Annotated in this window: 25 protein-coding genes; 11 read left to right on the top strand and 14 right to left on the bottom strand. The window is 60.1% G+C overall.

Annotated elements, in window-relative coordinates; genetic code table 11:
* The first annotated feature begins 14 nt into the window (after positions 1-14).
* Positions 15-254 (top strand): hypothetical protein, encoded by a 240-nt coding sequence (locus VOI22_RS14795; protein WP_323797229.1) that lies wholly within the window; start codon positions 15-17, stop codon positions 252-254.
* A gap of 150 nt (positions 255-404) precedes the next feature.
* Here VOI22_RS14795 and VOI22_RS14790 read toward each other — a convergent pair whose 3' ends face one another.
* The 4 genes from VOI22_RS14790 to VOI22_RS14775 form a co-directional block, all read right to left on the bottom strand.
* The gene (locus VOI22_RS14790) at positions 405-2,117 is read right to left on the bottom strand and encodes a methyl-accepting chemotaxis protein (RefSeq protein ID WP_323797228.1); all 1,713 of its coding nucleotides are present in this window, start codon (positions 2,115-2,117) and stop codon (positions 405-407) included.
* Positions 2,118-2,450: 333 nt separating this feature from the next.
* Positions 2,451-3,356, bottom strand: a complete 906-nt coding sequence (locus VOI22_RS14785) for an amidohydrolase family protein (RefSeq protein ID WP_323797227.1) — start codon at positions 3,354-3,356, stop codon at positions 2,451-2,453.
* Between the two features lie 14 nt (positions 3,357-3,370).
* Positions 3,371-3,862 (bottom strand): NUDIX hydrolase, encoded by a 492-nt coding sequence (locus tag VOI22_RS14780; RefSeq protein WP_323797226.1) that lies wholly within the window; start codon positions 3,860-3,862, stop codon positions 3,371-3,373.
* A 20-nt stretch (positions 3,863-3,882) separates the two neighbouring features.
* Complete coding sequence (locus tag VOI22_RS14775) at positions 3,883-5,430, bottom strand: altronate dehydratase family protein (protein WP_323797225.1); 1,548 nt, start codon at positions 5,428-5,430, stop codon at positions 3,883-3,885.
* Between the two features lie 128 nt (positions 5,431-5,558).
* Here VOI22_RS14775 and VOI22_RS14770 point away from each other — a divergent pair, with 128 nt between their 5' ends.
* Positions 5,559-6,299: an SDR family oxidoreductase gene (locus VOI22_RS14770; RefSeq protein WP_323797224.1), complete on the top strand. Its 741-nt coding sequence runs from the start codon at positions 5,559-5,561 to the stop codon at positions 6,297-6,299.
* A complete protein-coding gene (locus VOI22_RS14765) occupies positions 6,296-7,243 on the top strand; it encodes a threonine/serine dehydratase (protein ID WP_323797223.1) in 948 nt (315 codons plus the stop codon). Before VOI22_RS14770 ends, VOI22_RS14765 begins: the two co-directional genes overlap by 4 nt.
* 30 nt (positions 7,244-7,273) lie before the next feature.
* Here VOI22_RS14765 and VOI22_RS14760 read toward each other — a convergent pair whose 3' ends face one another.
* From VOI22_RS14760 to speB, 7 genes are all read right to left on the bottom strand, one after another.
* Positions 7,274-7,507: a sulfurtransferase TusA family protein gene (locus VOI22_RS14760; RefSeq protein WP_028467194.1), complete on the bottom strand. Its 234-nt coding sequence runs from the start codon at positions 7,505-7,507 to the stop codon at positions 7,274-7,276.
* Positions 7,467-8,300, bottom strand: coding sequence for a DUF1194 domain-containing protein (locus tag VOI22_RS14755; RefSeq protein ID WP_323797222.1), 834 nt, complete (start codon positions 8,298-8,300; stop codon positions 7,467-7,469). Before VOI22_RS14755 ends, VOI22_RS14760 begins: the two co-directional genes overlap by 41 nt.
* A 428-nt stretch (positions 8,301-8,728) precedes the next feature.
* Complete coding sequence (locus tag VOI22_RS14750; RefSeq protein WP_323797221.1) at positions 8,729-9,715, bottom strand: hypothetical protein; 987 nt, start codon at positions 9,713-9,715, stop codon at positions 8,729-8,731.
* 125 nt (positions 9,716-9,840) lie between these two features.
* Positions 9,841-10,395: a hypothetical protein gene (locus VOI22_RS14745; RefSeq protein WP_323797220.1), complete on the bottom strand. Its 555-nt coding sequence runs from the start codon at positions 10,393-10,395 to the stop codon at positions 9,841-9,843.
* Entirely contained in the window at positions 10,392-12,059 is a 1,668-nt protein-coding gene (locus VOI22_RS14740; RefSeq protein ID WP_323797219.1) for a hypothetical protein, read from the bottom strand. Before VOI22_RS14740 ends, VOI22_RS14745 begins: the two co-directional genes overlap by 4 nt.
* Positions 12,060-12,170: 111 nt before the next feature.
* Complete coding sequence (locus VOI22_RS14735) at positions 12,171-12,974, bottom strand: hypothetical protein (RefSeq protein WP_323797218.1); 804 nt, start codon at positions 12,972-12,974, stop codon at positions 12,171-12,173.
* Positions 12,975-12,978: 4 nt separating this feature from the next.
* Entirely contained in the window at positions 12,979-13,935 is a 957-nt protein-coding gene (gene speB / locus VOI22_RS14730; protein WP_323797217.1) for an agmatinase, read from the bottom strand.
* Positions 13,936-14,056: 121 nt separating this feature from the next.
* Here speB and VOI22_RS14725 point away from each other — a divergent pair, with 121 nt between their 5' ends.
* A complete protein-coding gene (locus VOI22_RS14725; protein ID WP_323797216.1) occupies positions 14,057-15,175 on the top strand; it encodes a serine hydrolase domain-containing protein in 1,119 nt (372 codons plus the stop codon).
* Between the two features lie 257 nt (positions 15,176-15,432).
* Positions 15,433-16,746 (top strand): ATP-binding protein, encoded by a 1,314-nt coding sequence (locus tag VOI22_RS14720; protein ID WP_323797215.1) that lies wholly within the window; start codon positions 15,433-15,435, stop codon positions 16,744-16,746.
* A gap of 8 nt (positions 16,747-16,754) precedes the next feature.
* Here VOI22_RS14720 and VOI22_RS14715 read toward each other — a convergent pair whose 3' ends face one another.
* Positions 16,755-18,158: an FAD-linked oxidase C-terminal domain-containing protein gene (locus VOI22_RS14715; RefSeq protein ID WP_323797214.1), complete on the bottom strand. Its 1,404-nt coding sequence runs from the start codon at positions 18,156-18,158 to the stop codon at positions 16,755-16,757.
* Positions 18,159-18,332: 174 nt separating this feature from the next.
* Here VOI22_RS14715 and VOI22_RS14710 point away from each other — a divergent pair, with 174 nt between their 5' ends.
* The 4 genes from VOI22_RS14710 to VOI22_RS14695 are packed head-to-tail and all read left to right on the top strand — an operon-like array spanning position 18,333 to position 22,543.
* Positions 18,333-19,067 (top strand): TerB family tellurite resistance protein, encoded by a 735-nt coding sequence (locus VOI22_RS14710; protein ID WP_323797213.1) that lies wholly within the window; start codon positions 18,333-18,335, stop codon positions 19,065-19,067.
* A 2-nt stretch (positions 19,068-19,069) separates the two neighbouring features.
* Positions 19,070-20,929, top strand: a complete 1,860-nt coding sequence (locus tag VOI22_RS14705; protein ID WP_323797212.1) for an ATP-binding cassette domain-containing protein — start codon at positions 19,070-19,072, stop codon at positions 20,927-20,929.
* Complete coding sequence (locus VOI22_RS14700) at positions 20,926-21,813, top strand: DMT family transporter (RefSeq protein ID WP_323797211.1); 888 nt, start codon at positions 20,926-20,928, stop codon at positions 21,811-21,813. Before VOI22_RS14705 ends, VOI22_RS14700 begins: the two co-directional genes overlap by 4 nt.
* Positions 21,814-21,838: 25 nt before the next feature.
* Positions 21,839-22,543, top strand: a complete 705-nt coding sequence (locus VOI22_RS14695) for an N-acetylmuramoyl-L-alanine amidase (RefSeq protein WP_323797210.1) — start codon at positions 21,839-21,841, stop codon at positions 22,541-22,543.
* 87 nt (positions 22,544-22,630) lie between these two features.
* Here VOI22_RS14695 and VOI22_RS14690 read toward each other — a convergent pair whose 3' ends face one another.
* On the bottom strand, positions 22,631-23,383 hold the full coding sequence (locus VOI22_RS14690) for a thioesterase family protein (protein WP_323797209.1): 753 nt from the start codon (positions 23,381-23,383) through the stop codon (positions 22,631-22,633).
* A gap of 82 nt (positions 23,384-23,465) precedes the next feature.
* Positions 23,466-24,371, bottom strand: coding sequence for a branched-chain amino acid aminotransferase (locus VOI22_RS14685; RefSeq protein ID WP_323797208.1), 906 nt, complete (start codon positions 24,369-24,371; stop codon positions 23,466-23,468).
* Positions 24,372-24,495: 124 nt separating this feature from the next.
* Between VOI22_RS14685 and VOI22_RS14680 the strand changes: the two genes are divergently transcribed.
* On the top strand, positions 24,496-25,014 hold the full coding sequence (locus VOI22_RS14680) for a MarR family winged helix-turn-helix transcriptional regulator (RefSeq protein ID WP_028467180.1): 519 nt from the start codon (positions 24,496-24,498) through the stop codon (positions 25,012-25,014).
* Positions 25,015-25,022: 8 nt separating this feature from the next.
* Complete coding sequence (locus VOI22_RS14675) at positions 25,023-25,730, top strand: response regulator transcription factor (RefSeq protein WP_323797207.1); 708 nt, start codon at positions 25,023-25,025, stop codon at positions 25,728-25,730.
* Positions 25,731-25,752: the final 22 nt, after the last annotated feature.

Below are 25,752 nucleotides of genomic sequence, written 5' to 3'. Positions count from 1 at the left end.
GAATGGAGATGACCATGGCTCTCTACAAAGATGATCGGTATCTCTTGAAATCGGCGGTCCCCGTCTTCGACGAACTCCACCGGCCGGGCGACGATGCTCCGCGTTCCGGAATCTATCGCTGCGAAGGGTGCCGGAAGGAAGTGGCATCAAACCAAGGGGAGCCGCTACCGCCGCAGAACCACCATCAGCATGACGAGAGTCTGGGCGATATTCTCTGGCGGCTAGTCGTCTCCGCGGATCACGACCCGAAATAAGCACGGTCAGGCTCCGGCAGACGCCTTGCCGGCTTCCCGTTAGCGGTAAAACTGACTTTATAAGATATGCAGACACAGAAACGCGGAGAAGCTTTTCGGCTTCTCCGCGTTGTAAGTCAGGATCCGAGAAGGTCCAGCAAAGGTCCTAGATCAGGAGCGGATACCAGCAAGGAAGCGCTGGATCTCGGCTTTCAGCTTTTCCGCGTCCTGCGACAGGGCGAGAGATTCGCTCTGGATCGTCTGGGCAACCTCTCCCGTCACCTGGGTGGCGGCGGAGACCTCGGAGATATTGCTGTTCACCTGGTTCGTGCCGGCAGAAGCCTCTTCAACGTTCCTAGCAATTTCTTGGGTGGCGGCGGTCTGCTCTTCGACGGCAGCGGAGATCGCGGCGGCAATCTGGTCCACCTGCTCGATGGTTTGCGTAATCGCACCGATTGCCGTCACGGATTCGTCTGTGGAAGCCTGGATGCCCTGGATTTGGGCCGAGATTTCCTCGGTCGCCTTACCGGTCTGGCTGGCCAGGTTCTTCACTTCGGAAGCAACGACAGCAAAGCCCTTGCCTGCCTCACCGGCCCGTGCGGCTTCAATGGTGGCGTTCAGAGCGAGCAGATTGGTCTGTTCGGCGATATCGGTGATAAGGCCCACCACTTCGCCGATTTTCTGCGCGGCTTCCGCCAGCCCCTGCACCTTGCTGTTCGTATCCGCGGCTTCACGCACGGCACCGGAGGCAATACTGGAAGCCTGCGAGACCTGCTGGCCAATTTCGGTAATTGAGGCACTGAGTTGTTCGGTTGCGGCAGCCACGGTCTGGATGTTCCGGGCCGCGTCCTCGGACGCGGTCACGACGAGTCCGGCTTTCGCCTTAGTTTCCTCCGCCGTCGCGGACATGTCCCGGGCGGACGTATTGAACTGCTGCAGCGAGGTGGAAACATGGTCGACCATGCTACCCACCGTCGTTTCGAAATCGTCGGCGGTGCGGACCATCATCTGCCGTTTTTCGGAATCGCCTCGCTTCTCATCCTCAATACGCTGATCAGAAAGAGTGCGGCTCTCGATGGACGCGGCCTTGAACATCTCCACAGCCTGGGCCAGATCGCCAACATCGTCTTTACGGTCGAGATAGGGAACATCGACATTGAGCTCGTTCGCGGACAGCCGGTGGATAACCCCGCGCAGGACCGGGAACGGTTTCAACAGGCGACCGACAAGCAGTACAGAGATAGCCACCGCGATAACGGCGAGGACAGCCATGACGCTCAGCAGGCTGAAAGTCAGCTCGTCCTTGATCTGCGCGATGTCGGTACGACCGACGCCGACATATAGGATCCCGATAACCTTGCTCTTGTCAGTGGCGGAGAAGATCGGCTCGTAGAGGGTGAAGTATTCCTTGCCGAGGATTGTCGCTAGACCGCGGAAAGTCTGCCCCTTGGTGATGATCGGGTAGACCTTGCCTTTCTTGCCCAGCGGCGTGCCGATGGCCCGACTGCCGTCGTTCTTCTTGATGTTTGTGGTTCGGCGCCAGAAGTCGCCGGTTTCCTCGTCCCAGGCAAAAATCGTCGCCGTCTCTCCGGTGGCAAAGCCGACATCGTCGATGGCGGCGTGCTCTTCGAATGCGGGGATCTTTCCCTTCCAGGAGACTGAAAGCCCTTTGCCTTTCTTTGTGACAACGAGATTTTCGTAAGTGTCAGCCAGCATCATGGCGGCCGTTCGCAAATTGCGATCCTGAGCCGTCGCCGCCTGCTTCTCGACATAACTTGCGATCAAAAAGATCGCTGAATACGCCGTTGCAAGCATTGCAATTGCGACAAGAATAACAGTCACGAAGGTGACCTTATTCCGTACGCTTATGCTGGAAATATTCATGTACACCACCTATTTTACAAGCACATCTCACTGCGGATTTGCTCACCGCCTTGCGTGCAAAATAGGTAATCTTTCTTAACTAAAACTTACCGTGACTTAATAACGCCACGAACCGCAAACATCTGAATACTAAAATATTTTGCAAAACGGCCTTCAAGAAAACTCCGCCAGTCATTAACAATGATGAATGATCTTATTATTTACGCGGAACAAAACACCATATGCGACTATGATTTATGCTCGATGATCCGGTCCTCAGGTTTCGTGTGCATCGCTCCTAGACTATGCAACGATGGCCCCAATCATCGAGCGCACAGGACAGATCGCGCCTGATTATTTTGCAACCGGCCACATCCCAAAACCGTACAGCCCTTCCGGATTCTCGAGTAAAATCCGATCCCGCACTTCTTCATCGGTTACCCAAGCGCCGAGCGATTCCATCAAACCCAAACTCTCGGGCAAGGAATCCGCCTCTCCTGTCCAGTTCAGGTGCGGCCAGGCGCTCCCCCAAACCATGCGTTCCGGTGCCCAGTCTACAAGCGCTCCCGCAAGCTCGGACACTTCCGGGCTACCGTCTTTCCCAATCAAATAGGGCGCTGCAAGCTTCACCCAGACGCGCCCTCTATCGACAAGATGACGAAGCGACCGAAACCCCGGCTGAGTAAGACTGCGGGAAAAGCGAAAGCCGCCGAGGTCGGGAAGGATGATGTTGCAGGGCCAGGCACGAATCATCTGCGCAACCTCGTGCAGGTCCGAGCCATCCATCGCCAATTCGACATCCCATCCGGTCAGGTCATGCACGCGCCGGACATGGCGGTCGATCTCGTCCCAGGGGCAGCTTTCCTGGTGACGCAGCATGGTCACACGCATACCGGTGACGCCCGCCGCGGCAAGATCCTTCAACTCGGCCGCGTCCGTTCCGGGTCGCACCATGCAAAAAGCCCGGGCGCAATCCTCGACGACCCCCTCAGGGTCAGCAGAGAGCACCTGCAGCGCGGCAAGCAGCGTACTGTTGTCGAAGCCAAGCGCGTCCGGCTGGATCAGGACGACGCGGGCAACGCCCAGTTCATCCTGCACCGGGCGATAATGTTCCGCTGGGCAGTCCGGCAGATCTTTCGGCGGAGCTTCTCCGGAGGCGGCTGTGATGCGGACATCACAATCAATCGCACCGGGAGGCGGCGTAACGCGACGGGTATCCGTATCCGCGCGAAGATCGCCGAGGAAGGCTTCGAAGGACATGCTGCTTCCAGTGATCAGAAAAGCTGGAACGCGCCAGTCTCGCGATATCTGGCGAAATGACCGAGCGCGCTTTTATGGGCATGGATCATTTCGGGCAGATCGTCCAGCGGGAACCAGTCCAGCGCCAGGGTCTCGGTCCCGTCGACCGTGAGATCGCCGCTCCATTCACGGGCGACAAAATCCACACCGAAGCCCTGAATCGTATCGCCGTTGGGGTAGACCAGCGTGGATTCCTCCGGCGCGGATGCGTGCCCCCAGGGTGTGGGATCGAGCACCGTCAGGCCGGTCTCCTCCCGCACCTCCCGGACCAGGGTTTCCAGTACGCTCTCGCCCGGCTCCGAGAACCCGGCGGGCAGGCCCCAGACATGGAAGTCACCCCGGAGCTGCAGCAGGACACGGTCTGCATCATCGAGAATGACGCAGCGCGCCCCCGGCATCAGCACCATGCGGCTGCCGATCAGCTTCCGAAGCTGGCCGAGATAACTGTCGGCGAAATCATCGCCCATCAAGATCGCTCCAGGCGCCGTTACATCACCGCCCCGACCTGCCAGGGGATGAACTCATGATCGCCAATCCCGAGCCTTTCGCTCTTGGTCTTCTCCCCGGAAGCAACCGCAAGCACCTGCTGGAAGATCTGCTCGCCCATTTGCTCGATCGTCATGCCCTCGTCCAACACAGCCCCGCAATTGATGTCCATATCCTCGACCATGCGGCGATACATCGGCGTATTTGTCGCCAACTTCATCGAAGGCGCCGGCTTGCAGCCGTAACAGGAGCCGCGACCGGTCGTGAAGGCGACCACATTGCTGCCGCTCGCCACCTGACCGGTGATCGAGCAGGGATCGAAGCCGGGGCTGTCCATGAAGACAAAGCCCTTGGTGTCGATCCTCTCGGCGTACTTATAGACACCGGTAAGGTTCGTGGTGCCGCCCTTGGCCGTCGCGCCGAGCGATTTCTCAAGGATCGTCGTCAAGCCGCCAGCCTTGTTGCCGGGGGACGGATTGTTGTTCATCTCGCCGCCATTGCGGGCGCAATAGGCCTCCCACCACTTGATACGCTCGATCAGCTTCTCGCCGACTTCCTTGCTGACCGCACGGCGCGTCAGCAAATGTTCCGCCCCGTAAATCTCGGGCGTCTCAGCCAACACGGCCGTGCCGCCATGGCGCACCAGCAGGTCCGCCGCATAGCCGAGCGACGGGTTCGCGGTCATGCCGGAATAGGCATCCGAGCCGCCGCATTGCAGGGCCAAAGTTAATTCGGAGGCTGGACATGTCTCGCGCCGGCTCTGGTTGGCCAGCGGCAGCATCTCCTCTATCAGGGCGAGCCCCTTTTCGATGGTCTTCCGCGTGCCGCCTGTTTCCTGCAGCGTCATGGTGCGCAGGCGCGGGCCACGCTCAAGCTGATGGGCTTCCAGCAGGAAGTCGATCTGGTTCACCTCGCAGCCGAGCCCGACCAGAATGATCCCTGCGAAGTTCGGATGCCCGGCAAAGCCCCAGAGGGTGCGCTGCAGGTTCTCGTACCCCTCGCCCGTATCCGCCATTCCGCAGCCCGTCGCGTGGCTCAGCGCCACCACCCCGTCCACGTTCGGATACTTCTCCAGCATTTCCGGAGTAACCGCGTCGGCCAGATACTTCGCCGCCGAAGCAGAGCAGTTCACGCTTGTCAGGACACCGATATAGTTGCGCGTCCCTACCTTGCCGTTCTTCCGTCGGAAGCCCTGAAAAGTCGCGCGGTCCGCCTCCGGGATATAATCTGTCTCGGTCCGGTCCATGCAGAAGGCGTAATCCCGCTCGAAATCCTTCATGGCGACATTGTGTGTGTGCACATGTCCGCCCGGGCGGATGTCCTCGGTCGCGAACCCGATGATCTGATTGTACTTCTTCACCGGCTCACCGGCGCCGATCCTGCGCGTCGCAATCTTGTGCCCTTGCGGCACAGGTGTGAGCGTCGCCACCATCTCTTCCGGAATCTTGACGTTAGCCCCGATCTCGGAACGCGAGGTAACGACATTGTCCGCCGGGTTCAATCGGACCGTCAATTTCTGCGCGTCCTGCGCCCCGCCTGCTTCAGCCATCACCAGCACTCCCTATTATTTAATTATGGTGATGATAGCCCACCACATGTGCCGCGCAAACGCTTGCCGCATGGAAACCCGATGCCGTACTCATGAACCTCGAGAAAATCAAAATCGGGGGAAACATCATGTCAGGACGTTTGGCGGGGAAAACCGCTCTTGTGACTGCATCCGCGCAGGGTATCGGCCGGGCCACTGTCGAGGCTTTCAGCGGTGAAGGCGCGACAATCATCGCGACTGACATCAATCAGGAAAAGCTCGCCGAACTCGAAGGACTCGCCGGTGTCACCACACGCCGACTCGACGTGCTCGACGGCGATGCCGTTAAAGCCGCGGCAGCAGAGATTGGCGCCATTGATGCGTTGTTCAACTGCGCCGGCTTCGTGCATCACGGCTCGATCCTCGAGACAACCGACGAGGATTGGGACTTCTCCTTCAATCTGAACGTCAAGGCGATGTTCCGCATGTGTCGGGCCTTCCTGCCGGCAATGCTCGAATCCGGAGGCGGCTCGATCATCAACATGTCCTCCGTCAGCTCCAGCATGAAAGGCATCCCGCTGCGCTGCGTCTATGGATCAAGCAAAGCGGCGGTGATCGGCCTCACCAAATCGATCTCCGCCGATTTCATGAAACAGGGCATCCGCTGCAACGCGGTCTGCCCCGGCACGGTTCAGTCTCCGTCCCTGGACGGACGAATCAACGCGTTCGACGACCCGGTGCAGGCCCGCAAGGATTTCATCGCCCGCCAGCCGCTCGGCCGCCTTGGCACGGCAGAGGAAATCGCGGCGATGGTGCTCTACCTCGCCTCAGACGAAAGCGCCTACACAACCGGCCAAGCATTTGTAATCGATGGAGGCATCCTCAATTGACCGACCTGTCCGACTTCAAGGCCGCTGCGGAACGGATCCACGGCAAGGTCCGCCGCACACCGCTGCTGGACGCCATCGCCTTGAAAAGCGATCCGGCGCCCGGCGCCCGGTTGCTGCTGAAGCTCGAAAACCTGCAACCGACAGGCTCCTTCAAGGTTCGCGGCGCCACGAACACCGTGATGTCGTTGACGGATGAAGAGCGGTCGCGCGGGCTGATCACGGCCTCCGGCGGCAATCACGGCCTCGGCGTCGCTTTCGGCGCCCGCATGACCGGCTGCCCGGCAGTGATCTATCTGCCGTCCAGCACGCCGCCTTCAAAGGTGGAAAAGCTGAAATCCCTGGGTGCCAAAACCATCATCGAAGGCTCTGTCTGGGACGAAGCAAACGAAGCTGCTCTCGCCCACGCAGAAGCGGATGGCCTGACCTACATCCACCCCTTCGCCGATCCGCGCGTCATCTCCGGACAGGGCACCATCGCGCTTGAAATGCTGGAAGACGTGCCGGAAATCGACACGCTCATCGTCGCCATCGGCGGCGGCGGGCTGATCTCCGGGGTGGCGACGGCGGCCAAGCTGCTGAAGCCGGGCATCAAGGTCATCGGTGTCGAGCCGACCGGCGCGCCCACCCATCACGCCGCCCGCGCGGCAGGCCATCTGGTGACGCTGGACAAAATCGAAACAGCGGCCGGCACGCTCGCGCCCCGCACATCTGCCGCCCTCAATTTCGAGCTGATCTCGAAGAATGTGGACGAACTGGTGCTGGTCAGCGACGCAGAAATGAAAGCCGCCGCCGAATGGCTCTGGGAAGAGACCGGCCTGTCCGCCGAGCTCAGTGGCGCAGCGGCCCAGGCCGCTCTGATGACCGGTAAGGTCTCCGCACCGGCTGGCAGCACTGTCGCCGTTATCGTCTGCGGCGCCGGTACGGACGGGCTACCAGCCGCTTAGCGACACCTCCACAGCCAACAAGGGCCCCGTTCAGGGGCCCTTGCGGATGACAAAGGTGAAGGTGCCTTCCGCCTCAGCTTCGCTGACGAGTTCATGGCCGCCGCTGTTACAGAAGTGTTTGAAATCCAGTGGAGAAGCCGGATCCGTCGATTGCACGGAGATCAACTGCCCCGCCTCAAGGCCTTTGATGGCCTTACGGGTTTTCAACACCGGCAGCGGGCATTTAAGGCCGCTTGCATCCAGGGTAAGTGCCGGTTCGCTCATAAGTCTCCGTCCCACAGGTGATCACGTTTTCTGCATATTGGGTCGCAGGGCCCATAATGCCAATCCCGGTAACGTCGCGGCCATGTCCCGTCGGACGAGCCTCTGCAATCTCCCGGATAATCTTGGCAAGCAGGACGTCTGCAAACGGCGTCTCTTCGTCTGCCACCATAGCGAAGGCACCGAGCCCGCCGATCACGTCCAACCGGTAATGCATTTCCAGCGGAATGTTTCCCGGCCCCCGATGCCCACCGCCACGACTCTTTACAACCAAAGCATTGATGGTGATACCCGCATCCACCGCCCGATCCCGGGCCCAGTCAATCGGCCGGCCGCCAATCTGTGGGCCATCACCGGAAACATCGATGACCATCCGCACGCCCTCATAGGTATTCGTCAGGATCTTGTCCGTGGAATAAGCAATCGCCTCGCTGATCGAATTATAGCCCCAGGCTGCCCGGGGCGCGGATAACAACGCCTCTCCAAATGCGCGAGCATCTTCCGGTCCCGCAATCTCTCGCCAATCGACAATCGTGTGCTGGGACGCTTCATCACCCCATTCGATGTAGCTGACCGCGATCTTGCCCCAGCGGCCAGATGTCACGGCATCCAGAACGCGCCGATCAAGCAGTGCCTCCGCATAACCCTGCCGCTGAAGTAAAAGCTCGTCATCGTCAATCGAGCCGGAACCGTCAGCCGCAAAAACCAACTCGAGATCTACCGGCTCCGCGACACCATAGGGTACACAAACTGTTATTCCCAACAGCCCAAGCGCGGCCGGCAGCCAGCAACGCATAAAACAGACATGGAGACTTAACTTATTCGAAAAAAACCGAAACTTACCTGTGGATAACTTTTTTGGCCGTACAAGAGAGATAGAAGCTTTAGATATGAGAGATCCCGCTCGCCCCATGGTTACCCGCCTCTTGACATTCAGACTTAAAAGTCAATTCAGGATATCGCTTTAAATTGGAAAAGATTGATATTATTCACAAGCCATTCACAGCTTGGCATTTTGGATGTACTGGCGGTGAGTGAAGTTCACCTTGGAATCTGATTTCCAACTAACGAACCCAATTAAATATACTGGTCCCTTCGCTTTTTCAAAACATCAAAAAGACGCGGCGCAGAGAGATCGGAGTGCGGGGCCTCAAGACACAATGTACATCCCGGCGAAACGGCCGGTGGGGACTGTCGCGCCACATCACTTTACACAGCACCTGTTCAATAACCCGCACCACCACCGGGCATCACCTCTAGGACTCGTCTTTCGAAACGAACAGGATTCCCGTCCATCCCCAAAACCTCGGTCTCCGCTATGAGCCAGACAGGCTCCCTCACCCAATAAGGGAAATCTATCTGCAGAACCAAGCGGCCACCGCCGCCAGTCGTCCGCTGAAGCTCACGCCTGTAGCGGCTCTGGTCGACATAGCTGGAAAAAGCGCCATCGATGGTCATGCGCATACGGTGTTCGCCTCTCTCTGCGACACTCATCCGACCAAAGCACACCGGGCCTTTGAAGACGTTGCGATCCGGCGGGATCGCAACCAGATCGCCGCATTCACCGCTAACGGGATCCCGAGGCGCAATAGAAAGGTTGATTAAACCGACCGCATTTTCGCCAGAGCTTTGAGTCCCGTCACCTGTCGAAGAAGGCCAAAGAACAAAGCCCGTCAATGCTGCAATAAACAGAATCGAAATAAAAGCCGCCGCCCAAATGGGCCACGTTAAACGGTCACGCCATGATGCTCTTTTACTCGCCTCAGACAGAGGCTGCTGGAGCAAGAAACGCTCTGCCGCCTCCCGGCCGAGACAGATTTTCAGCGCATCACGCACGCTGGCCACTGGTAGAGACTGCCAGCCGTCCGTATCCGCGACGGCTTCCGATCCACGCGGGTACAAGAAGACACCCTCTCCCTGATCAGGAGCGGCGGCCCGGGCCAATTTTTCGGCGACATGCGTTACCGGCGTCACCTTCAGGTCCCGGTCCAGACCGCCCGTAACCAGAATCGTTTTCCCGGCTACGTCCCCCGGCTTCGCCAGCAGACCGGAAAGCTGAAAGGCATGAGCCAGGAACATTCCCAGCTGCCAGCTCTCTCCTGCCTCAATCGGTGCGGCAACATCGGTACGGTAGACTGGATGACCCGACATGCGCTCCACAACGCCTGTCGGCTCGCGCACGAAAGCATCATAGGCGGGGCTGACCGGCAAGGCCGTGAATGTCCCTCCGACGCAGATGACAGAGCGGACCGCCGGATTTTCACGCGCGATGTTCTGAACCTCTACCGGCCCGCGCGTTGTTGCGATCAGAACCTTGATCAGCGGCATCGTCGCCATCAGGCCAGCAGAAACCGGCTATCCGGGTCGCGAAACAAGTGAAGGAAGGGATCATCGGGCGACAACATGAGCTGAACCCCGCCATCGACGCTTTCAGGCAAAGCCCGCATCACCGGCTCGCCCGCTTCGGGAATGCCAATCGCGAGACGCGGCATGTCACTTCCGTCATCCAGACGTTCCACGATGAAATACGCCAAACCGCCAGCGTCATACGCAGCTTCCAGACGCATCCGGAACGCATCCGTTTCACGTACAGCCAAGACCCCGTCACTCGCGGCGGCAACTGCAGGGAGATTTCCAAGGGCAAACCGCTTGGCCAACGTCATGAGGGTGGACCTGACGTCAGGACGGCGCGCTGCCATTTCCATGACGCGTCGCCCTGTAGCGCTTTCCGGGTCCGCGAGACATTGAACGAACGCCGCGAACGGAACCGGTTTGTCCTCCGCCTCCGCCGCCTCTGAAAGCCAGAGACGGATATCCCGGTCCGCGGAGCTGGCGACAAAAAGGGCTTTGGCAAACCCGTCATCGTCCCCGGGGAGCTTTGGTTCAGTCATGCCGTCTCCCGGTAAAGCGCCGCGAGTGCGGTATGGAAACGGCGGCAATCCTCTTCGAACACCTGCTCTGCGGGGATCAGGTTGAAATGACGTTCAAGTGCCGCAAGGAATGCCCGAAGCTCTTCCCCGCATACCCGCAACAACGGCTCACATGCCGTGGCGGCCTCCATGATCTCGGGCTCGCACACCCGTTCCTCTTCAAAACCGCGCCTGTTCACCTTGGCAAAAGCCAGACGGGACGCCTTGAAAAGGCCGGCTTCCGGCATCGTCTCCGGATCACCTTCAACAGCGCCCTGAAGCAAACGACCGATCGCCCCGCCAGGGCGCAATGGCACCACGTTGTCAGCAAAGTCAATTTCAGGCTCGTTGATCCGGTTTCGCAGTGCCCGTGCGACCTCCGGGAACAGATCGAAACCAATTTCGAAAGCTTCGGGCCGCGCATTCCGGAACAGGATAAACATCAGGGCGAGCCGGACCTTCCTGATCTGCACCGTCAACTCCTGGAAGTCGTCCGTTGCAGCCCCGTAATCCTCGACCGGCTTCTGATCGATCAAGGCCTCAACCGCCCCATGAGGCTCAGTCGCCTTTCTTTTCCGGACAGCCTGAACGATCCGGGCCTGATGCGCGCCGAAACATTCCGCTCTCAATATGGTCAAAGGCAGGACGGCGCCCGCATCGCCCGCCTCCATCAACAATTCCAGCCGCGCGCCCTCACGCTTGTTGATGGCCTTCAACCGGTCAGCCGGTGGCAGGGCCAATTCCGCAAGCACGGACCGCCTACCCTCGACCACCTCGAGGGCACCGCAAATCTCCCCCGGATCGACCTCACCGGCATCCCGCGATGAGCCGATCGGCGCCGCCGCATCAATGGCGAGCCGCTCGGCGGCCGTCTTCAGCGCCAGTCTCAGATGGAGAAAGTTGATCGCAACCGTCCGGAATCCTTTGAAATCGCTCCCCACACGACGGTCGGAACAGCATTCCTCCCAGAAGGCGAGCACCGTTCTGTCATCGATTGCATCGGCACTGACCCGCCGGTCCGTCCTGTCCGCGATGAAGCTGCACATCGCGTTAAACTTCCGCTCATATTGCTGCGACGGCAGGTGATCTTTCAGGAAGTCATAGAGCCGCCGGGACAGTCCATTGGCAAAGGACTGCATGTCTTCCCGGTCCTTCGGGCCGGACAGGAAAGCGGATATGTCATCATCCAGCTCGGCAAATCCGAGCGCGGTGACGCAGAAGTCCAGCAGCGCCGCCAGAAAGGGCATGCGCCCGTAGCTCACCCTGAACAACGGCCCCGGATAACTGATAATCAGCTCATCCGCTCCGGCCTCGATCTCCTTTGGCGCAGTACTCCGCCCCGCTGCCGCGAAAGCAGCGGCCCTGTAGGCACCAGACGTCGCGGCCCGGACTCCCCAGAAGAAACCGACATATCCGTGACGGCCGGAAAGCTGGTCCGCAGCTGCGATCAGATAAGCGAGTTCAAGAAGGGGTTTGCCATAAGCCCTGGCGGCGATTGTCTGCACAAGAGTGCGGCGGGTCCGCGTATCGTAGCGCCCGCCATCGTCACCAGAGGCATCGAGCACTGCGGCAAGCGCCGAGGCCAGCTCATTACTGATCTCGGTCCTGAGACCAGATGCGCTGCCACCGAAATCCAAAATCGGCACTGGACTTACCCAATATGGTGAATATTTTTCTATTTATTCGTTTTTTACGTGTTTATATTTGTCGATTTTTCCATTAACGGCAATAGCTTATCCTTAGCAGAACAAGGCGCATTAAGGCTCTGAGGCGATGACAGTCAGATGAGTGCCGGCTCCATGATCGACGATCCTGGCTCCGGATAATCCGGCCCCCTTGACGATCTTTTCCAAACGCTCACGGAATTCTGTTTCGGATGCCAGGCTGCTGTGGCTGAAGCCAAAGCCGTCCCCCGCGTCCGGCAGGTTGATGACAACCGGCACTAACGGCCCATCTCCCTCGACTGTAAGGATATCGGCAATTGTGAAAACCGCTTCCGGGGCAATTCCCTCGAAAGCGACCTCGAACGTCACGGTCTCTTCCTCCCGGGAGATACCCGCCGGAAGCCCCGCCGCTGCGATCGTATAGGGAAGAATGTGAAGCGCGCCCTTTTGCCCCCGCGTGACAGCCGCTAACTGCCGAAAAAAAACATCCGCAGAGATGGGCGTTGCTGCCGTAAGCACTGCGGGAAGGCCCTCTGCCAGCAGAACGAAGATAGCCTCCCGATCCTGCTTCAGCCCGGTTCGCGCGGCGACGAAAAGTCCGGGCGTACCGCCAACCGGGATGAAGTGCTCCTCACCCGCCGGGATCTGAAGCACGGGTCCAGCCCCATCCACCGTCAGCCGACCGATAAAATGGATAGGCCGGACCATTCCATCCGCCGTCCGGGCATAAAACGCTGCGCTGCGCATGTGCGGAGATGCGGCGATACGGACACGCGGCACCGCCCCGCCACGAAGCTCCGTCACATCGAGCCGGACCTCCTGCTCTGCCGCGCCGGCATTCAGCGGCACCGAAAGGAAGAACGCAAAAATGACACCGGCGAACAGGAGCGGGCGCACCGGATCAGCTCTTGCTCGCCGCGACAGCCTCGGCGAGAACACAGAGGATCTCGAACATGATCGTGGCGCCGGTCAGGGCGGTGATCCCGCTCGGATCGAACGGCGGCGAAACCTCGACCACGTCCCCGCCGATCAGGTTCACCCCGCTCATCCCGCGCACGAGCAGTTGCGCCTCGAGCGCCGTGAACCCACCGATCTCCGGCGTGCCGGTCCCTGGTGCGTAGGCCGGGTCGATACCGTCGATATCGAAAGTGAAATAGGTCGGCCCGTCGCCGATCACACGGCGCGCCTCGGCAATGACCGCGTCCAGCCCCATCTCATGGGCTTCATGGATCTGGATCACGCGCATGCCGTGCTCGTAACTGAAGGCCCACTGGTCCCGCGAATTAATGCCGCCGCGGATACCAATCTGCACGCAACGTTTCGGATCGAGCAGCCCTTCGTCCACCGCCCGGGAGAACGGCGCTCCATGATGAAAACGGGAGCCGAGATAATCATCGCCAGTATCGCAATGGGCATCGATTTGGATCAGCCCGACAGGCCGCTCGCGCGCCAGCACCCTGAGGATCGGCAAGGAGATGGAATGATCCCCGCCGACGCTGAGCGGGACGGCCCCGGTCGTTGCCAGCTTCTTGTAATAATCCTCGATCTCCTGGTGCGCGCCTTCAAGCTGAAAAGGCCGCTCGACAACCGCGTCACCCACATCTCCTATGCTGCACAGCTCATAGGGACTGACGCCGGTCGCCTGATTGATCGTGCGGATCAGGCTGCTTTGATTGCGCACCTCGCGCGGGCCATGCCGGGCACCGGGCCGGTTGGTGACACCGCCATCGTAGGGCACCCCTATCAGGGCAATATCGAGGCCGGCCGCGCTCCCCCGGTAGGGCGTCCGCATGAAGGTCGGGATACCGGTGTAGCGCGGCATTCCCATCGCCTTGATATCCTGATCCGACATCGTCATTGCCCGTCCTCCGGCTGCTTTCATTCCAGTTTGCGATTGCGCCCGACTTGATTGCAAGTCTGGACCCTCGTCACGCAAGAACGCTACAGTCCGTCACCCGCCGCGACATCAAGAGACCGAGATGACACAGTATTTTCCTGCCCCAGGCCAGTCCTGGGAGCGCATTGATCCGCGTGATGCCGGCTTTGACGTCGCCGGTCTGAAAGCCGCCAGCGACTTCGCCACCAAGAACGAATCCACGATGGACCGCGATATCCGCCGCGCGCTGGACAACGATCTCTTCGGCGAGCCGGAAGGCCTGCGGGATGTCATCGGCATCACCCGGCCGCGCGCCGACCCGCACGGCATGATCCTCAAGGGCGGCCGTATTGTCCATGAATGGGGCGACACCAACCGTCCGGACATAACCTTCAGCATCGCGAAGAGCTATTTGTCGATCTGCGCCGGACTGGCGCTGGATGACGGCCTGATCCCCGGCTTCGACCGTCCGGTCGCCGAGCTGGTCGACGATGGCGGCTTCGAGGATGCGCAGAACAAGCCGATCACCTGGGCGCAGCTGCTGCAGCAGACCAGCGAATGGCAGGGCACGCTGTGGAGCAAGCCCGACTGGATCGATCACAACCGAGATCTCGATGCCCAGGCCGGAGAAGGCGCCCTCAAGGGCAAGACCCGCGACATGCAGACCCCCGGCACGTTCTGGGAATATAACGATGTCCGGGTGAACCGGCTGGCCCTCGCCCTGCTCCGGGTCTGGAAGCGGCCGCTTCCGGAAGTCATCAAAGAGCGGATCATGGATCCGATCGGCGCATCCGCCGACTGGGAGTGGCACGGCTACGAGAATTCCTGGGTCGACATCGACGGCAAGAAGATCCAGTCGGTCTCCGGCGGCTCGCACTGGGGCGGCGGCATGTTCATCAGCTCCCGCGATCAGGCCCGCACAGGCCTGCTCATGGCCCGCGGCGGCTCTTGGAACGGCAAGCAGCTGATCTCCGATAATTATATCGGTCAGGCGACAACTCCGTGCCCGATCAACGCGGATTACGGCTATCTCTGGTGGCTCAACGGCGCAGGCGGATCCGCGCCTTCCGCGCCACGCACCAGCTATTTCGCCAAAGGCAAGGGCTCAAACGTCATCTGGGTTGATCCTGAGCTCGACATGGTCGCCGTGGTCCGGTGGATCGAACGCGATGCGTTTGACGGGTTCTGCGCCGCCGTGATGAATGCTATCCGGGAGGCGTAAGGGTTTATTAATCCAAACATAGAATTATCGAGCATTCGGTTAGGTACCTACAGAACCGGCGGGCTTCCAGAATTGCGAATGCCGAGGTTGAAGGAATGCGCACTAATTCTCTGCATTACGCGGTCCAGATCGCTGGATTAGCGGCAATTTTGTTGCCCTGTGGCGCCGCAGTTAGCGCGCCGTCCATCACAGATTCGCTCGTCGTCCTTGAGGCCACCGCAGCACTGGCAGTTACTGAAACGGTCAAAGAGCCCTACATGGCTGACAGTTCTGAGTCTCCGCAACTGAGTACGATACTGCTATGGAGCGGAGCACTCTTTATCCTGCTTCAAAGCGTGTTGATCACCCTGCTGATATTGAGTCGCATGCACCGGCGCCGGGTAGGCGATGCGCTCAAGGCAAGCGAGAAGCGATTCCGCGATATCGCGGCAATCTCGTCTGATTGGTTCTGGGAGGTCGACGAAGAATTCAAACTGACTCAATTGTCGGGCCGGCACGAGAAAGCCACCGGACAGACACTCGCCTCCCAACTCGGCAAATCTTATCTACGGTTTGAGAAACTGGACTGGAACAGCGACCGGGCAGACTCGTGGAAGGAACATCGCGAGACGATCAAGGCTCACAAACCGTTCCAGAATTTCGAGTACGCAGCTCCCGATGCAGACGGCAAGCGATGTTATCGGCGCATCAGCGGCACGCCGATCTTCGAAGATGGTGTGTTCAAAGGCTACCGCGGAACTGGCACGGATATCACCGAGGAACGGGATCGTCAGGAACAGCTGCTTAGGACGATATACGAAGCGGATCACGCAAACCGGGCGAAGAGCGCGTTCCTCGCGAATATGAGCCACGAGCTGCGGACCCCTCTGAATGCGATCATCGGCTTTTCCGAAATCCTGACTGATCAACTCTTCGGGAAGATGCAGAACGATCGGTATCTTGAATATGCAAAAGACATCAACGACACCGGCCAGCACCTGCTGACAGTTCTGAACGACCTGCTCGATATTTCCCGTATCGAAGCCGGCTTTCTAACGCTGGACGAGAACGTGATTGATGTGCAGCGAATGATGCGGTCTTGCGTGCGCATGTTGAACGAAAAGATCTCAGCTGCGGCTCTCACCCTTAGTCTGAATCTTCCAGAGGATCTGCCCGCCCTTCTTGGGGATGAAACACGCCTTCGTCAGGTCGTTATCAACTTGCTGACAAACGCCGTCAAATTCACCCCTGCGGGCGGAAAGATCTCGGCAAGCGTCAGTATTGTCGATGACGGCGGCCTTGAGATCACGGTCGAAGATACCGGCGTCGGAATATCCGAGCAGGACCTTGAACGTGTCATGGAGCCTTTCCAGCAGGCCGAACAGGATCTCTCCCGACGCTACGGCGGCGTCGGTCTCGGCCTCTCCCTCGCCCGGAACCTGACCGAAATGCATGACGGGACGATCAAGCTGGAAAGCGAGCCCGGTGTCGGAACTCTGGTGCGTGTCCACCTGCCGGCTGACCGCGTACGAGCCTACCCCGCCCAAGACGCTGAGAATGCCCCGGGCCAGACCGAGACACTCACTAACTAAAGACGTTTTCAGATCTCGACGATCTTGCCCGGATTCATGATGTTGTTCGGATCGAGAGCCCGCTTGATCGACCGCATCATACCCAGCGCCGGACCATGCTCTTCCTCAAGGTAAGGCATCTTGCCATACCCAACTCCATGTTCACCGGTGCAGGTGCCGTCCATCTCGAGAGCCCGATAAACCATCCGCTGGCTGTGCGCCTTGGCCCGGGCCATCTCATCCGCATCGTCAGGATCGATCACATAGACGAGGTGGAAATTGCCGTCACCGACATGACCTACCAGCGGCGCGCAGAGTCCCGATTCGACGATATCCTTTTTCGTCTCCCGAATGCACTCAGCCAGCCGGGAAACCGGCACGCAAACATCCGTCGGCCAGCCCTGTGAGCCAGGACGCAGCGCAAGCCCGGCATAATAGGCATCGTGCCGCGCCTGCCATAGAACGTTCCGATCCTCAGTCCTGGTCGCCCATTCGAATGAGCTGCCGCCGAAATCGGCGGTGATCATCTCGACCGTCTCGGCCTGTTCCTTAACCCCGGCTTCGCTGCCGTGAAACTCGAAGAAGATGGTCGGCTTGGCTTCATATCCTTTAAGCTTAGAATAGTCGATACAGGCGCCCATCTGGACCTCGTCCAGCAACTCCATCCGGGCGACGGGAACGCCGGCATGGATCGTCGTTATGACCGAGTCGACGGCCCCTTCCAGGGTGTCGAACTGGCAGACAGCCGACGAGATCGCTTCCGGAATACCGTATACCTTCAGCGTGATCTCGGTGATCACGCCGAGCGTGCCTTCGGAGCCGACGAAAAGGCGTGTCAGGTCATAACCGGCGGAAGACTTCCGGGCCCGCCGCGAGGTCCGGATGATTTCCCCGCTCGGCGTGACGACGCGCAATGACAGCACATTCTCCCGCATGGTGCCGTAACGCACCGCATTGGTGCCGGAGGCACGGGTCGCCGTCATGCCGCCAATCGAGGCGTCTGCCCCCGGATCAATCGGGAAGAACAGGCCGGTATCGCGCAGATGTTCGTTCAACTGTTTCCGGGTAACGCCCGGCTGCACGGTGACGTCCAGATCCTCGGCATGGACCGCAAGGACCCGGTTCATCAGCGAGGTATCGATGGAGACACCGCCCCTGAGGGCTGCGATATGGCCTTCAAGCGAGGTTCCGGTACCGAACGGGATGACCGGATATTTCAGCCGGTTGCACACCATGACGGCGCGGGCGATCTCGTCTTCGTTTTCCGCGAAAACGACAGCGTCCGGTGCCATCGGAGCATGATAGCTCTCGTCCTTGCCATGCTGATGACGAACAGCTTCCGCCGTCGTGAATCGGTCCCCGAATATCTGCTTCAGAGCATCGAGCGCTGCGTCACGGGTGGCGGCATCGACTGGCTTCGCCTCTACGTCCATTTCGGGATCTCCGTTCGAAAAGGTAGGTCTGGCAAACTACTCCCGGCTCCAGGCTCCAGCAAGGGGGCTACGCTATCGCGCTGGCGGCGAACGCCCTGTTGACGGAATTACCGGCAGCCGACATGTTCCGATGATATTCTACAAATGTTCCACCATCTCGGCAGTGCTTGAAACGTGAGTATCTGGGGTAAAATCATTGGCGGCGCGGCCGGTCTTGCGCTCGGCGGGCCAATCGGCGCGTTGCTTGGCGCGACCGCTGGCCATGCCGTGGACCGGTTCGCCAGTTCCGACACGCCAAAAAACGAGGAAGCGGCAACCAAGAAAATCGCCTTTACCATTGGCGTGGTCGTGCTCAGCGCCAAGATGGCGAAGGCGGATGGTGTAGTCACCCGCGACGAGATCGCCGCCTTTCGGGAAGTTTTCCATATCCCCCCCGAAGAGGTCCGCAATGTCGGCCGGGTCTGGGACCTGGCCCGACACGATGTCGAAGGCTTCGAGGTCTATGCCCAGCAGATCGCCCGGCTGTTCAATCCGGGCTCACCCGTTCTCGAAGAGCTGTTGCTCAGCCTCTTCCACATAGCCAAGGCGGATGGTGTCATCCACCAGAATGAGATTGCTTATCTTGAACGTCTCTCCGAGATCTTCGGCTTCGATGCCCTTGCCTTCCAGCGCATGCGCGCCGTCGCCGGCGACAAGGACGCGGAAGATCCCTACAGCGTGCTTGGAATCGCACATGGCGCCGACGACGCAGAGGTCAAAAAAATCTATCGCACCCTGATCCGTGAACATCATCCGGACCGGCTGATCGCCGAAGGTCTCCCGGAGGAGTTCGTCGCTGCCGCGACCGCAAAGATGGCAGCCATCAACGCCGCCTATGACCGTATTGCCAAACAGCGCGGTATGAACTGAGCATGGCCCGAGCCTCTTCCGCGCCGCCGATCGTCGCCCTTCGCAACGCCCGGCTCACCCTCAGTGAACGTGTTCTGTTCGACGATGTAGACGTGACCGTGGCCAAGGGCGAGCGCATTTGCCTTGTCGGCCGCAACGGTTCAGGCAAGTCGACCCTGCTGAAATGCCTCGCGGGACAAGTGGATCTCGACCAGGGCGAGCGGTTCGTGCAGCCCGGCGCCAAGATCGCCTACTTGCCGCAGGACCCGCCTCTGCCAAAAGGCATCACCATCCGCGAGCATGTGCGGAGCGGTCTTTCGGTCAATCCAGGCGAGCATCCGGCGGAATATCTGGTCGATTCCATGCTGCTGCATCTCTCCCTCGACGGGGACCGGCTGACCGATGCCCTGTCCGGTGGAGAGTCCCGCCGCGTGGCCCTGGCACGGGCGATGGTGTCCGAGCCCGACGTGCTGCTGCTGGACGAGCCGACAAACCATCTCGACCTGCCGACCATCGAATGGCTGGAAGAGGAACTGGAGGCCTTCAAGGGCGGCATCCTGCTGATCAGCCATGACCGGACCTTCCTCAGCCGGCTGTCGAACCGGACCTACTGGATCGACCGGGGCGAGGTGCGTCGCAATTCCGAAGGCTTTTCAGCATTCGCCGATTGGGCAGACAAGGTGCTGGCGGACGAGGAAGCGACCCAGCGCCGGGTCGACAAACAGATCGCCGAGGAAACCCGGTGGCTGCGCGAAGGGCTTACCGCCCGGCGCAAGCGGAACATGGGCAGGGTCCGTGGTCTGCTCGGCATGCGCCGGGAGCGCGCCGAGCGACTGAAGCGGACGGGTCTGGTCAACCTCAGTGTCGGAGATGCCGAGTCCGGCGGCCAGCTCGTCATTGAAGCGAACCATATTTCAAAGTCCTACACGCAGCCCGACGGCAGCGAGAAGGTCCTGGCGAAAGACTTCTCCACCATCATCAAGCGGGGCGACCGCATCGGCCTGGTTGGCGCCAATGGTGCCGGCAAGACCACGCTGCTGAAAATGCTGATCGGCCAAGAGAAACCGGACAAGGGCCGCGTCCGCGTCGGCTTCGGCGTCGAGACCGTCTATTTCGACCAGTACCGGGAGATGCTGGACGGCGACGCAACCCTCTGGTCGACGCTCTGTCCCGGTGGCGGCGATACAGTGTTCGTCCATGGCAAGCCGAAGCATGTCGTCTCCTATCTCCGCGACTTCCTGTTCGAGGAGCGCCAGGCACGGGCACATGTGAAGAACCTCTCCGGCGGGGAGCGCAACCGGCTGCTGCTGGCGAAGCTGTTCGCCGGACCGCACAACCTGCTGGTGCTCGACGAACCGACCAACGATCTTGATATCGAAACCCTCGATCTGCTGCAGGAAGTGCTCGGCGAATATGACGGCACGATCATCCTCGTCAGCCATGACCGAGACTTTCTCGACCGGGTGGTGACCTCCATCATCGCCGTCGAGGGCGATGGCAAGATCGAGGAATTCGTCGGCGGTTTCAGCGACTACGCGGCGTTCCGGAAATCGGAAGCCGAAGAAGCGGCCGCACCGAAAAAGCGCGAGAGCAAGCCATCGGCGAGCCAGGCCGAAAAACCGTCCCAGCCACGCGCCAAGCTCAGCTACAAGGATCAACGAGCCCTCGACATGCTTCCGGACACGATCGACAAACTCGGAACGGAAATCGAGGCACTCGGGAACGAGCTTGCCAATCCTGACCTCTTCACCCGCGACCCCAAACGGTTCAAGGCCGCGAGCGCGCGACTGGAGGCGGCCCAGGCCGAACTGGACGATGCGGAGAACCGCTGGCTTGAACTCGAAGAACTGCGTGAGACGGTAGAGAAAGCCCGCGCTTCATGAAGCCACAGGACATTCTGCTCGGCGTCGTTGTCATGGTGGTCTGGGGCATGAATTTCGCCTTCGGCAAGATCGCCATGGCCGAATTCTCACCAATGATGCTGATAGGGCTGCGCTACCTGCTCACCGCAATCCTGCTGCTGCCTTTCCTCAGATGGCGGGGCATCAAATTCCTGCATATCTTCGGTCTCTCGGTCACTCTTGGCGTGCTGCACTTCGCCTTCATGTTCACCGGGCTCAAGGGCACCGACGCCTCGCTCGCGGCCATCGCGGCACAGATCCAGGTGCCCTTCGCCGTAATTCTCGCGGTTGTCTTTTTTCGCGAACGTCCGAACCGGCGGCAAATCCTCGGGATTGCCATTGCCTTCGCCGGCGTCGCCATGCTGGCGGGCGCACCAAAGACGTCCAGCAGCCTGTTCAATCTCGGCCTGGTCATCATCGCCGCGCTGCTTTGGGGGCTTGCCCATATTCAGGTGAAATGGATGGGGGCGATAAACCCGTTCGTGCTGAATGCTTGGATGTCGGTTCTGGCCGCGCCCATGATCCTCGGCTCCTCGCTGATCCTGGAGGACGGACAATGGGAAGCGCTGCAAACGGCCGGGACCGCCGGTTGGGGCGGCGTCATCTACATGTCCGTGGGCGTTACCATCTTCGGCTACGGGATCTGGTACAAGATCCTGCAGAAGTACGATGTCTCCCAGACCATGCCGCTGACCATTCTGGCCCCACTGGTCGGCGCGGCCTCCGGCATCATCTTCCTTGGCGAGCAAATGGACGCCTTCCAGATTGCCGGTGCCGCCCTCACCATCGTCGGTGTTGGCGCGGTTACCATCGGACGGACGGCGCCAGCACCGAAAGCCGCTGTGGCAGCGGAAGCCGAGGGATAAGCGCAAGATGGAGGGAGTTGAGAACATGATCGACCGTCTCTCCCCGAATCACGACGCTCGTCCGGACGGAACAGCCATCGATATCCTGCTTCTGCACTATACCGGCATGCAGTCGGCAGGAGCCGCTATCGACCGGCTGACCGATCCGAACGCCAAGGTCAGCGCCCACTACCTGATCGACGAGGACGGCTGCTGCTACCGGATGGTCGATGAGGCTCGACGAGCCTGGCATGCCGGTGTCGCCTCATGGCAGGGAGAGACGGACATCAACGCCCGCTCTATCGGCATCGAGCTGGTCAATCCGGGCCATCAGTTCGGCTACCGGCCCTTCCCCGGCCAGCAGATGGACAGTCTGATAAATCTCGCCACGGCCATCCTGTCACGACACGCTATTCCTGCCTCCCGTGTCCTCGCCCATTCCGATGTATCCCCGGACCGCAAGGAAGACCCGGGAGAGCTGTTCGACTGGGAGAACCTCTCCCGCAGCGGCATCGGCATCTGGCCCACGGACGCCCCGACAACAACCGAAATAATGAAGTTTTCGGAGGCGATGAGGCTGCTTGCAGAAATCGGATATGCGGCACCTGAAGATACCGTGATGAGCCAGTCAGCACGCAACGTTCTACTCGCCTTTCAGCGCCGCTGGCTGCCCAGTGACCTAACCGGCGCCCTGACACCGGAGACGGCTGCGCGCATCCGGGATGTGCATTCAAAGATAATCAGCAGCTAGAAAACGCAAGAACCCAGGTCGATGCGGGTAATAAGAGATGACGGACGTTAGCGGGTGTTGGGCAAAGGCAAGAGGCGCTGATGCACCTCACGCCATTGCAGCGAGCACAACCGGCTGCGTTGCCCGGCCAAGATACCCCGCCTCGTCGTAAAGATCGCTCGCGGTGATGCCGAGACCGCTGGCATTCCAGAACGGTTTTGAGTCCACACCCAGCCAAGGACCAGCGGGCGGGCGATGCAGATGGATGGTAATTTCCGGGTTCGGGAAAACCACTTTCTCCGCATCGACCCAGGCAGGGCGGGAAAGGCCTGTTGCCCAGTCAGCCAAAGACAGAACGCGGGTCAGCGGACCCATGCCTTCCACCACCGGGTTAAGATGCCGCATCCAGACGCGGCCGTCCTCTTCCCGGCGCATCTCGCAAGCATCCGCGAACCAGGGTTGATCCATTGACCGGCCGACATGGAAATCTGTCCCCGCAACCGGGGTCCGTTCCACAGGTTGTTCTTCCAGGAACGGCAATGACTCCGGCGTCAGAAACAGGGCACTCGCCACGGCGCAGGTCTTCCCGCCGGCAACGAGTTCCGACGAGAGCTGGAGCGAGCGGCGCCCCTGACGCAACGTGCGGACGGAGACCGCGACCGGTTCCATCGGTGTCGGGCGCAGCAGGGACAGGGACATCTGCAACCCCATCCCGCCGCCGCTTTCATGGGATGTCTTTTCCATCTCGGCGGCAAGCAGGCCGCCGACAACGCCACCATGCAACCCAGGGAAAGGTCCCTTGGCGAGTGGTCCCGGCACCCAGTGGGTGCCGTCGAATGTGCAAACGGGGGAAGCTGTCATATGTCAGCTTCCCCCGTTCACAAAAGATGTGTCCAGTGCCCGGAGGGAACGGGATCGTTCCCCTAATCCGGTGATCGACTTCTTACTCGGCCGCGACCGCCACGCCGGACGCGTGTGCACGCACCGCCGCATCGTAAGCGTCGACCAGTTTGCGGGTCATCTCACCCGGCGTGAACTTGTAGGTACCGATGGAGCCGACCGGGGTCACTTCCGCGGCCGTGCCGGTCAGGAAGCATTCGGTTGCCCGTGTCATCTCTTCCGGCCGGATGTGCCGCTCGACAATCTCGTAGCCGATGTCGATGGCGAGCTGCTTCACCGTGCGGCGGGTGATGCCGTCAAGGAAACAGTCGGGAGTCGGCGTGTGCAGACGGCCGTCATCCATCAGGAAGAAGATGTTGGCGCCGGTAGCCTCCGCGACATAGCCGCGATAATCCAGCATCAGCGCATCGTGGAAACCGCGCGCTTCAGCATCGTGCTTGGACATGGTCGCGATCATGTAGAGACCGGCAGCCTTGCTGTTCGTCGGCGCGGTGTCGGGAGCCGGACGGCGCCATTTGGCGATGTCCAGATTGATCCCCTTCATCTTCGCTTCCGGGTCGAAATAGGACGGCCATTCCCAGGCGGCGACGGCCAGATGAATGGTGTTCTGCTGGGCGGACACCCCCATCATCTCGCTGCCGCGCCAGGCAACCGGACGGACATAGCCGTCGACGATCCCCATGGAGTCGATCACAGCTTGCTTTGCGGCCTCGATGGCATCGACATCGTAGGGGATCTTGAAGCCCAGAATTCCGGCGGAACGGTGCAGCCGTTCGGTATGCTCGCGGGACTTGAAGATTTGTCCGCTATAAACCCGTTCGCCCTCGAACACCGAACTGGCATAATGCAGCCCGTGGCTAAGTACATGCAATTTGGCGTCACGCCAGTCCAACAAGGTACCGTCCATCCAGATGGCACCGTCGCGATCATCGAAAGGAAGCAGGCTCATGAGGTTTCATCCCAGCAAGCTCCAAAGCCTAACCCGTTCGAATTGTTCATGTTGACGGGCGCTTTGGTTAGATTGTTACCCAAACTTGGGCCAAGAGATAACATTCAAAAGGAATTAAGTCAACATGGTTGACGTAAAAAGCATGGCCAATCCGCTTTTCCTGCGGGAGGAGGAACTGAGGCAAGGCATAGAGATGCTGTTTTTTGCCTATCGGGACTTCACGGGTGAGCCGGATGCCATCCTTTCGGAAATCGATCTCGGGCGGGCCCATCACCGAGTCATTTACTTCGTCGGACGCAATCCCAGGATCACCGTCACCGACCTTCTGAAGATCCTGAAAATCACGAAACAGAGTCTCTCCCGGGTTCTCAGCCAACTCGTCAATGAAGGCTATATCGACCAGACAACCGATCAGGGAGACCGGCGCAAGAAGCTGCTGACCCTGACCGAGAAAGGCGTCGATCTGGAGCATCGTTTGACGGAAAACCAGCGCAAGCGGATCGCCCGCGCGTACAAGGCCGCCGGAGCGGAAGCGGTGCAGGGGTTCCGGGAGGTGCTGCGTGGCATCATCGATCCGGGCGATCAGGAGCGCTTCGAGATCGTCGCCCCGGCCATGCCACCTCAACGCCGCGGCAAGGGATGAACAGCCCGATGGATGGCGAGGACCAGGCCCATATTCTTGTCGTCGACGATGACAGCCGGCTACGCGATCTGCTGACCCGATTCCTGAGCGAAAACGGTTTTCGTGTAACCGCCGCAGGCGATGCTGCCGACGCCCGGCGCAAACTGGCGGCAATCGATTACGACCTGATCGTTCTGGACGTCATGATGCCCGGCGAAACCGGCTTCGAGCTGACCCGGTCAATGCGCCAGACCCGCGATCTGCCAATCCTGCTGCTTACTGCCATGGGCGAGTTGGAAGATCGCATCGAGGGACTGGAAACAGGGGCGGACGATTATCTGACCAAGCCGTTCGAGCCACGTGAACTCTTATTGCGCATCCGCACCATCCTGCGCCGCACCCGCATCGCCCCGGGGATGCCGGAAGCGCCCTCACGCGTCACCTTCGGTCCCTACGTCTACAACCGGACGGACGCCGAGCTGATCAAGGACGGCAGTGCGGTGCACCTAACCGAGTCGGAGGCTTTGCTGCTCGGGTGCTTTGCCCTGACACCAGGCCGCACACTGAGCCGGGAGGACCTGGTTGCCCGCAATGCCGTGAACGGCCACGAGCGTACCGTCGACGTACAGATCAACCGGCTGCGCCGGAAGATCGAGAAAGATCCAAAATTCCCCCGCTTCCTGCAGACCGTGCGCGGCAAGGGGTATGTGCTGAAAGCCAACACGGTCGACAGCTAAGCTTCTCTCCGACGCGTCCAGC

The organism is Nisaea sp. (genome assembly GCF_034670185.1).
Classification (GTDB): Bacteria; Pseudomonadota; Alphaproteobacteria; order Thalassobaculales; family Thalassobaculaceae; genus Nisaea.
Note: the sequence above shows the minus strand (reverse complement) of the source record. Positions and strands in the feature narration are given on the sequence as shown.